We start from the raw sequence: 8,922 nt of genomic DNA on the forward strand, positions 1-8,922 counted from the left end.
CCGTTACTTGAAACTATTTAGTAGCATGGAAACAATAATACATAAAGCCGAAACCAGGGGAAAGGCCAATCTCGGTTGGCTGGATGCTCATCATACATTCAGTTTTGGGAGTTATCAGGATCCAGCCAGGACCCAATTTGGTATGTTACGGGTTTTAAATGATGACATTGTATCTGCTGGAGCAGGTTTTGGCACCCACCCTCATAATAATATGGAGATTGTTTCCATCCCTTTGTCGGGTAGTCTCGAGCATAGAGATAGTATGGGACATACCCAAGTTATACGCACCAATGAGGTGCAGTTGATGTCGGCAGGTAACGGTGTGCTGCACTCTGAGTATAACCATAGTAAGGAGGAGGTAGTTAATTTTCTTCAGATTTGGGTACTCCCTAAAGTAAAGGATATAAGACCAAAGTATCAGCAGAAACTGTTTGATCCAGCTGACAGGGCTAATAAAATACAGCCTGTTGTGGGGCCAGATGGCGGGGATACTCTGAAAATCAATCAGGATGCGTATTTTTCACTGGGTAACTTTGAGGCTGAATACGAAACTAGCTACAAGCTGCATTCCGATAATAATGGTGTTTATATATTTATCATTGAAGGGGAGGTTGAAGTTGCTGGTGAGTCTATGGAGAGAAGAGATGGTATAGGCGTTTGGGAAATAACCGAGATTCCACTGAGGTCATTAAGCAAGACGGAACTTCTATTGATAGAAGTTCCAATGACTACCGAAGGCCACTTGTAATTCTATTTGCTTTCAGATTCTCTTTCGACGATGGCTTTCATTGCGTTGAAAACCTTTTCTTTTAATAAGGGTAGTTCTGATAGAGTATATCCTAGCGTATCTACCTCTTCTCCAAATATTACTTTTATTTTTCCGGGCTTTACATTTAAGGTGCTGGGAGGCATGAGCCTGCCAGCGTTAGTAATTACTATAGGCATAATAGGGGCACCAGCTTCAATAGCTATTCTGAATGCACCATCATAAAAGGGTTGTAAAGGTTTGCCAGTTCGGTTTTGTGTTCCTTCCGGGAAAATCAGGATAGAAATTCCCTCACTTAAAACCTGTTTTAATTTCTTTACACTCTTCTTTCTGCTCTCAGTGTTGGATCTATCGACTATTATTGCGGCAACTTTTGCAATCAATCCAAAAACGGGTATTTTAAGTAACTCCTTTTTGGCTAAAGGGCGAAACTGTGTAGGTACACCTAGGCAAAGACCCGGTACATCTAAAAACGAGGTATGGTTGCACGTATAGATATAGGACTTCTCGCGATCAACATTTTTTCGGTTGACAATTTCATACTTAATGAAGTTGAGCTTACTGAAGATCCATGACCATGACCTTAAACCAAAGTAAGTTATGCTTCCATACTTTTCACCCAGAAGAATAGGAAAGATTATAATTGGTAGGAGTATAATCATGAAAGTGGTAAAGACAAGCAATACCCAACCTACATATATTTTTGATGCTATTTGTTTAAGTGTTTTCATTGGGGCGCCAAATTACAAAAAGCTTTTTAATTATAATTAATGAATATCTTTTTCTATCTTTTAATACATTTTTTATAATAAAGATGAGATATGTCTATATAATAGTTTTATGCCTGCCTTTGGTTGTAGTTACTCAGGAAGGTTATGGGCAGATAGGTAAGCTGCTTAAAGATAAAGCTAAGAACTTAGCCTCTGGTGACAGGCTAAACCTATTAAAAAATGCCGCTTCAGCAAAACTGGATGAGGCCAGAAATAACTTTGATTCTACTAGTTTTAGCTATGCCATTTCTCTTAATGATAATTCAGACCTTTATGATGTTAGGGAGAAAGGGGAAGTTTTTTTAAAGGCATATTCAAATCTCGGGAAAAACGAAACAGAAAAAGAAGAGTGGGAAAAGGCCCGGGACTTGTTGGATAAAGGGGAGGGGTTTTATGCTAGTGGCTACTATGCTATGGCGGAAAGGGTTTTGCTAGCTTCCAAAATCAAATATGAAGCCAATGGACTCAAAGATGATGTCAACTACTCAAAAGCCTTGTCTACATTGGGGTTGCTTTATAGTACAATGGGGCGCTATACTACAGCTGAGGAGTATATTTTGAATGCACTTGACTTAAGAAAAGCAGATAAGAATGGTTATGGGGCTTCATTAAACAACCTGGCCGTACTCTATAAAGAGACTGGTAAGTACAATGAGTCTGAGAAGCTCATCAAGGAAGCTTCCGAAACTTTGAAGACAGTGCATGAAAGGGAGAGCATGCCTTATGCTATAGCGTTGAACAATGAAGCCATGTTATACCAGGCCATGGGAAGGTATGGGCAAGCTGAAAAAATACTTGATGAAGCAATAGGAATATCAGCAAACCTCCAAAATGAAAAATCTGGAAATCATCAGAAATTTCTCACCAATCAGGCGCTCCTTTATCAGGAGATAGGACAATACGAGCTGGCTGAGAATGCTTTCAGGGGACTGATCAAGCTAAAGGAGAGGAGGTTTGGTAAAAAGCATCCTGACTATGCTCATATACTAAATAACCTGGCGGCTTTGTACATGCAAATGGGTAAATATGATGAGGTAGAACCTTTGCTTAAAGAAGCCATTGAGATATACGAGAGGAAATTCGGAAAGGAACATAGACTGTATGCGGGAGCCATTAGCGATCTTGGGAATTTTTATAGGTTTAAGGAAGATTATGAAGCTTCGAAGCCTCTGCTAATTGAGACTCTGGAGATACGAGAGAAAATATTGGGAGAAAAACACCCTCAATTTGTTCAGTCAAAGGAGAATCTGGCCATCTTATACTGGAAAATGAGAGACCATGAAAAGGCAGTGAAATTATATACATCAGCGTTGGATCAGTCATTGTCTTTTATTAATGAGTACTTTCCTCCGATGAGTGAAGCTGAAAAAACCAAATACTGGGACAAGCTACGTCCCCGATTCGAGAGATTTTATTCATTTGTTTCAGAGGCCCCTGATCATACAGGCTCATTATTGTTGAAGGCATATAACTACCATGTCGCAACAAAAGGGCTGCTCTTAAAGTCCACTAACAAGATAAAACAGAAAATACTGAAAAGTGACGATGAAAACCTGAAAAATTTGTATCTGGAATGGCTCGATCAGAAAGAAACATTGGCCAGGCTGTACTCCTATTCTCAGGAAGAGTTGCATGAACAGCATATCAATAGGGATTCACTGGAAAGGGCTGTCAATGATAATGAAAAGCTCCTTTCTCTGCAATCTGATGTGTTTTCTGGTGAGTATACAGCAAATGCCATAGGTTTTGAAGAGGTACAGCAAAAGCTAAAACCTGGAGAAGCAGCCGTGGAATTTGTCAGGTTCAGAGGTTTTAATAATACATTTACAAATGAAGTAAAGTATCTTGTTTTTGTAGCGACGAAAGATGGCACTGAACCTCGGAAAGTACTATTGGAAAACGGGGTGCAGCTTGAGGGACGTTATTTTAAGTATTATAACAATGCAATCCATCAAAAGCTTGTCGATGAATATTCTTACAACCAGTATTGGGCACCAATTGAGCCCCTCCTTGAGGGCGTGAAGCAGGTCTATCTGTCTCCTGATGGTATTTATAATCAATTGAGTATGAATACCCTTCAAAAAGCTTCGGGAGAGTACTTGATGAATGATCATGATTTTTACATTATAGGCAGCACGAGAATGCTTGTGGAATATCAGCCAAATAACTCTACAGTCAAGTCAGCTTACCTTATAGGTTACCCGGAGTATGGAGGAAATATACCATTATTGCTGGGTACAAAAGCTGAAATTGCGAATATCAGCAAAATATTGGCAACTAAAAGTTACAAAATCACAACTATAAGTGATGTGAAAGCCACGGAAACCAGGTTCAAGGCTATAAATGATGCTAAGATACTCCATATAGCTACCCATGGGTATTTCCTTGAAGATAACCAGTTAAAGGGAGATAAGGTTTTTGGAGTGAGTATTGAAAGTGCAAGAGGTAACCCTTTGCTAAGGGCTGGTCTGTTGTTGACCAATGCGGGTAATGTAATTAGTAATGAGGCAAGTCAGAGCCTGGAGAGTGATGATAATGGTATACTTACGGCTTTTGAGGCCATGAATATGTCGTTGGATAAAACAGATTTGGTAGTGCTCAGTGCCTGTGAGACTGCAGTGGGTGATATTAAGGCAGGTGAAGGGGTTTATGGATTGCAAAGAGCTTTTCTGGTAGCAGGAGCCGATGCCATAATTATGAGTCTTTGGAAGGTAGACGATAATGCTACCCAGGAATTGATGACAAAATTTTATAGCAACTGGCTTAAAACAGGGAATAAGCATCAGGCTTTTAAAGCCGCTCAAGTGGAACTTAAAGGCAAATATAAAGAGCCTTATTACTGGGGAGCTTTTATCCTCATTGGAAGTTGATTATTTGATTTGGCTAAATGCTTTTTGGTTAGTAAATTTAAGTAATTAAATAAAAAATGTATAACCTCTTTGCTTGCATGAGGCTGCTCTGAAAGACAGCCTCATTTTTTTAACTTTCATTGAAAGCGCTAAAGCTTTTAAGTGTTTTGAAAGAAATGTGAGCAATGGAGGTTAACGCCATTGTATTTTCTATACTTTGAATGAATATAAAATAATATTCAACTGGATAAGAAGATTGCAATATCAAAGCTACCAGTTCATTTTATTCTATTAAATCCCTGATTTTGAATTTTCTGGAGCGTCTGGTGATGATAGGAAATACAAGGTTTCACTTGCCTTCTTCAATAGCCTCAAAGTCGTTAAGGCATCTGTTCACTGCGACCGCTATCTCATATTCCGTAGCGCGGCCTATAAATGAATCTTCAAGCTTACAGAAGTTCATAAACTCTTCAACTTTGTCTTCCGGTAAGCCAGTGAGTTCAATAACTACACTTTCGTTGTACTTCGCTTTTATAAGGTTTTGATAATTTTCCTGTTGTTGGTATTCAGCAAGCTTTCGTTGTTCCTTAACCTCTCTGCTAAACTTGCTGTGTATAAAGGATATTGGGTTCATCAGGTTCGGTTTCACTTCTTTAGTAGGGCCGTAGTAAAAACCAGGAAGCTGTATTCCCTTTTTCTCAGATTCAATAGGTACATCCATGGCAATCATGGCTTTTTTTAGTGCCTGCTCATCCTTATAAGCAAAGACCTTAACAGGCTGTAGTTCCATGGTGGAGGTATTCAGTTCAATAGTAACATTGATCCTGTCTGTGGTGACCTGTTCTTTCAAAGTGAACATATAAGGCTCAAAACCAATGGCTGAGAATTGAATAGTATCCGATTTAGTCATATTGATCCAAAAGCGACCTTCCGTATTACTAACAGTACCTTTGCCTAATGCCCTGTTGACTATGTGAACATAGGGTACGGGCTCTTTTGTGCCCGCTTCTATGATTGTACCTGTTATCTCTATGTTTTTATCCTGCCCAAATACGAGAGTGATTGAAAAGAGCAAACTAACTAGAATTGAGAAAAAATATCTGGTCATAATTGAAGTTACGCAAAGTTAACGGAAAGGATTCTTATAATATTACATCTTTTGTCCGAATATCGAGAAGATGGTTCATATGAAGTTGTAAATTTTTATCTTTACCGTATAAAATCCATCCATAATGAAGAAAATACAATTACTCATTTTTTTGTTTGTCTATAGTTTAATTGGTTTTAGTCAGGAGTATAACGAGCGATATGAGCTGTTAAATTTGGGAAGGAAAGTAAATACCGGCTACCATGAGGGAGCCCCTGTTATCTCAGCCGATGGTAAAACCCTGTACTTTTTTGTGCACAATCACCCTGACAACACATATGGTAAAGAGGGAAGTCAGGATATCTGGTATGCTGAGCTTGGGCCTGACGGAGAGTGGGGAGAGGCAAAGCATATGGACAAGCCTCTAAATCAGCACCATTCTAATCAGGTATTTACAGTCATGCCGGATGGTAACACACTTTTTATCAGGGGAGGTTCTTCACGTAATTCCAAGGGGTTCTCGTTTACCAGAAAGAGTGGCGGTGAATGGGGTAAACCTGATGAGATCAAGGTTGATGACTTCAGGAGTATGAATAAAGGTAAGTTTTATGGTGCTACCATGTCATCTGATGGTAAATACATGATTTTATACATGAGTGAGAAAGAGAATGGCACTTTTAGTGATTTGTATTTTAGTAAAGCTGTAGGTGATGGCGATTGGTCAAGGCCAGTGTTGTTGCCTAAAAATATTAATACCGGTAGAGATGAGTTTGCTCCCTATCTGGCTCCGGATAATAAAACGATGTATTATTCCAGTACACGTAAGGATATGGGCTTAGGTAATGCCGACATTTATAAAACAGTAAGGCTTGACGATACCTGGTTGAAATGGTCAGATCCGGTTAATGTGGGGCGTCCGCTAAACACACGGGCTTTTGATTCTTATATGTCAATAGATAATTCAGGGAATGTATTTACCGCACAGTCGGGTAATGCCATTGATGGCGGAAACCTTGATATTTTCGGGCTTAAAGAGAAAGATATAAAAATTCGCTTGAGAGGAGTTGTACTCGATGCTAAAAGCAAATCAGGGGTTATGGCTTCTCTGGCAATTGGACTTGTTAATGATACAGATACTCTGGTGGAAAGTTCTGGAGATGGAAGCTATCAGACAAAGCTGATTGGTGAAGGGAATTACCATATTAGGGTGAGTGCAGAAGGTTACTATCCAGATGAAGCTCAACTATCTATAAAGGATGTTTTTAGAGATACGACAGTAATACAGGATTTTGTGCTTAAACCTGTCAAACGTAATACATTACTTACGGGAACGGTGTACAATGCAAAAACTGAAGAGCCACTGACAGCTAAAGTGGAGATAATACACAAGTCGGATAAAAAGGCAATTTATAAGAAAGAGTCTCCAAAGGGTTACTTTGAAAAGGAATTGGATAAAAAGGGGTGGTATTTTATTGCAGCCTCAGCTGAAGGGTTTATTAATGCTACTGATAGCGTGAGAAATGCCGATGATGGCAGTCTTTTGAATAAGGACCTTTATCTTACACCCATAGAGATTGGTACTACAGTAAGGTTGAATAATATATTTTTCGATTTCGATAAAACCACGCTAAAGTCTGAATCTTATGTGGAATTGGATAAAGTTGTAGATTTTCTAAATGACAACTCGTCGGTTGAAATAGAAATAGCCGGTCATACTGATAGTAAGGGCTCTGACGATTATAACCTTAACCTGTCTCAGGGTAGGGCTCAGGCGGTGGTCGATTATCTGATTGGACAGGGTATTGATGAATATCGCCTGGTAGCGAAGGGTTATGGGGAGACTGTACCACTCGAAACCAATGAAACCGATGAAGGACGTGCAATTAACCGTCGCGTTGAGTTCACTGTTTTGAAAAAATAAAAACTTAATGGAACAAAGACTCTCTATTATAACTCTTGGGGTGAATGACCTTAAAAAGGCAGAGCAGTTTTACGCTGAAAAGTTTGGGTGGAGTAAGACAGATGAAAGCAATGAAAGTATCATTTTTATGCAACTCAACGGGATCAAACTAGCCTTGTATTCTAATGCAGGCTTGGCCGAAGATGCTTCTATGAACGGTCAAAAAGTGGATGAAAATACGTTCAAGGGGTTTACCCTCGCATTTTGTACTCGCACAGAGCAAGAGGTAGATGATTTGTTTGAAGGCTTTGAAAAACAGGGTGTCAAAATAGTTAAAAAACCGGAAAAGGTTTTCTGGGGTGGTTACAGTGGGTATATAGCTGACCCGGATGGTAACCTTTGGGAGATTGCTTTTAACCCCTACCTGGAGATAGATGAGGGAGGAAATATTAAATAACATTTGCAAACGCCATTGTTTAAGCAGATCCGGTAATCTAAAATTATCGGATTTGTTTTTTTATATACCTGGTGGTGATAATAGAAGTCATATTAGAGCATGATCTGGAATGCTTGACCAGTCTGGTTTTGAGTTAAACCGAGATGTTTGCTAGATAAAGAAACTGAAGTTATCTTTCCTAATCAACATACTCCTGCTTTTTTACCAGAGCAAAAAAGTCATTGTCAATCGGAAGGTAGCCATATTCATAACAGAAGTAGTAAATGGCTCCTGCCTTGGTTGTATAAGTGTTTGTAAAATAGTTAAAGTCGAAGCCCTTTTCGGCAAGCTTGCTACGGTGGGTTTTTGATTTGCCATTGGGATTTAAACTCATCAAAATTCTACGATTTTTACGAAGGATGTTATTGATGTTGCGAATGTAGTTTGTGCCATCGCTATTTAATTTGTTGTTGTAGGAGTTTCTACACTGATCAGAGCAGAATTTTTTATCAATCCTGCCAAAAATTTTTGTCCCACATTCGAGACATGTTTTTTCTTGCATTTTGTGAAATGTTGACTTTTAGTTATTTATCCGTTTGTAAACGTTTACAAACGTAATTTAAATGAATACAAACGCTTATCATACGATTCTCCGTTTTTTCTTACCGGTTCTTTGCATCATCGAATTTGATGAACAATGTATCATCAAGACAAATAAAAATACTAATAACTAACTTTTACCATGATGAAGAATTTAAGAAACAGCGTGAATTTAATAGGAAGACTTGGTCAGGATCCTATACTGAAAGATCTGAATAACGGGAAAACTGTAGCTACCTTTTCAGTAGCTACCTCGGAAAGTTATTATAACGTTCAAGGGGAGAAGATTGAAGATACGCAATGGCATCATGTTGTGGCTTGGGGGAAGCCTGGTGAGATAGCGGCTCAATATTTAAAGAAGGGACAAGAAGTAGCCATTGAAGGTAAGCTGATCCATCGCTCATACGAAACAGGCAGCGGAGAGAGAAAATATATAACTGAAATCAACCTTAATAGTATTCTAATGCTTGTGGTTATTTCGGTCGGACTATGCCAGTCATTTCGGTGTTACTAT

At 38.9% G+C, this 8,922-nt stretch carries 8 protein-coding genes; 5 read left to right on the plus strand and 3 right to left on the minus strand.

Annotated elements, in window-relative coordinates; translation table 11 throughout:
• Positions 1–25: 25 nt before the first annotated feature.
• A complete protein-coding gene (locus JMN32_RS20565) occupies positions 26–748 on the plus strand; it encodes a pirin family protein (protein ID WP_202858254.1) in 723 nt (240 codons plus the stop codon).
• A 2-nt stretch (positions 749–750) separates the two neighbouring features.
• On the opposite strand, the gene JMN32_RS20570 is transcribed toward JMN32_RS20565, so the two are convergent.
• Positions 751–1,497: a lysophospholipid acyltransferase family protein gene (locus tag JMN32_RS20570; protein ID WP_202858255.1), complete on the minus strand. Its 747-nt coding sequence runs from the start codon at positions 1,495–1,497 to the stop codon at positions 751–753.
• Between the two features lie 83 nt (positions 1,498–1,580).
• Here JMN32_RS20570 and JMN32_RS20575 point away from each other — a divergent pair, with 83 nt between their 5' ends.
• A complete protein-coding gene (locus JMN32_RS20575; RefSeq protein ID WP_202858256.1) occupies positions 1,581–4,406 on the plus strand; it encodes a CHAT domain-containing protein in 2,826 nt (941 codons plus the stop codon).
• A gap of 328 nt (positions 4,407–4,734) precedes the next feature.
• Here JMN32_RS20575 and JMN32_RS20580 read toward each other — a convergent pair whose 3' ends face one another.
• Positions 4,735–5,493: a carboxypeptidase-like regulatory domain-containing protein gene (locus tag JMN32_RS20580; RefSeq protein ID WP_202858257.1), complete on the minus strand. Its 759-nt coding sequence runs from the start codon at positions 5,491–5,493 to the stop codon at positions 4,735–4,737.
• A 124-nt stretch (positions 5,494–5,617) separates the two neighbouring features.
• Between JMN32_RS20580 and JMN32_RS20585 the strand changes: the two genes are divergently transcribed.
• A complete protein-coding gene (locus JMN32_RS20585) occupies positions 5,618–7,393 on the plus strand; it encodes an OmpA family protein (protein WP_202858258.1) in 1,776 nt (591 codons plus the stop codon).
• A gap of 7 nt (positions 7,394–7,400) precedes the next feature.
• Positions 7,401–7,829: a VOC family protein gene (locus JMN32_RS20590; RefSeq protein ID WP_202858259.1), complete on the plus strand. Its 429-nt coding sequence runs from the start codon at positions 7,401–7,403 to the stop codon at positions 7,827–7,829.
• Between the two features lie 178 nt (positions 7,830–8,007).
• Here JMN32_RS20590 and JMN32_RS20595 read toward each other — a convergent pair whose 3' ends face one another.
• Positions 8,008–8,370: a hypothetical protein gene (locus JMN32_RS20595; RefSeq protein ID WP_202858260.1), complete on the minus strand. Its 363-nt coding sequence runs from the start codon at positions 8,368–8,370 to the stop codon at positions 8,008–8,010.
• 180 nt (positions 8,371–8,550) lie between these two features.
• Between JMN32_RS20595 and JMN32_RS20600 the strand changes: the two genes are divergently transcribed.
• The coding region (locus tag JMN32_RS20600) for a single-stranded DNA-binding protein (RefSeq protein WP_238354563.1) at positions 8,551–8,922 on the plus strand (372 nt) is incomplete at its 3' end.

It is taken from the genome of Fulvivirga marina, assembly GCF_016775155.1.
In the GTDB taxonomy this organism is placed as follows: Bacteria; Bacteroidota; Bacteroidia; order Cytophagales; family Cyclobacteriaceae; genus Fulvivirga; species Fulvivirga marina.

Excerpts from the sequence above, each read along its gene's own strand:
- JMN32_RS20565 (WP_202858254.1), top strand. The coding sequence starts at position 26 with ATGGAAACAATAATACATAAAGCCGAAACCAGGGGAAAGGCCAATCTC.
- JMN32_RS20570 (WP_202858255.1), bottom strand. The coding sequence starts at position 1,497 with ATGAAAACACTTAAACAAATAGCATCAAAAATATATGTAGGTTGGGTA.
- JMN32_RS20575 (WP_202858256.1), top strand. The coding sequence starts at position 1,581 with ATGAGATATGTCTATATAATAGTTTTATGCCTGCCTTTGGTTGTAGTT.
- JMN32_RS20580 (WP_202858257.1), bottom strand. The coding sequence starts at position 5,493 with ATGACCAGATATTTTTTCTCAATTCTAGTTAGTTTGCTCTTTTCAATC.
- JMN32_RS20585 (WP_202858258.1), top strand. The coding sequence starts at position 5,618 with ATGAAGAAAATACAATTACTCATTTTTTTGTTTGTCTATAGTTTAATT.
- JMN32_RS20590 (WP_202858259.1), top strand. The coding sequence starts at position 7,401 with ATGGAACAAAGACTCTCTATTATAACTCTTGGGGTGAATGACCTTAAA.
- JMN32_RS20595 (WP_202858260.1), bottom strand. The coding sequence starts at position 8,370 with ATGCAAGAAAAAACATGTCTCGAATGTGGGACAAAAATTTTTGGCAGG.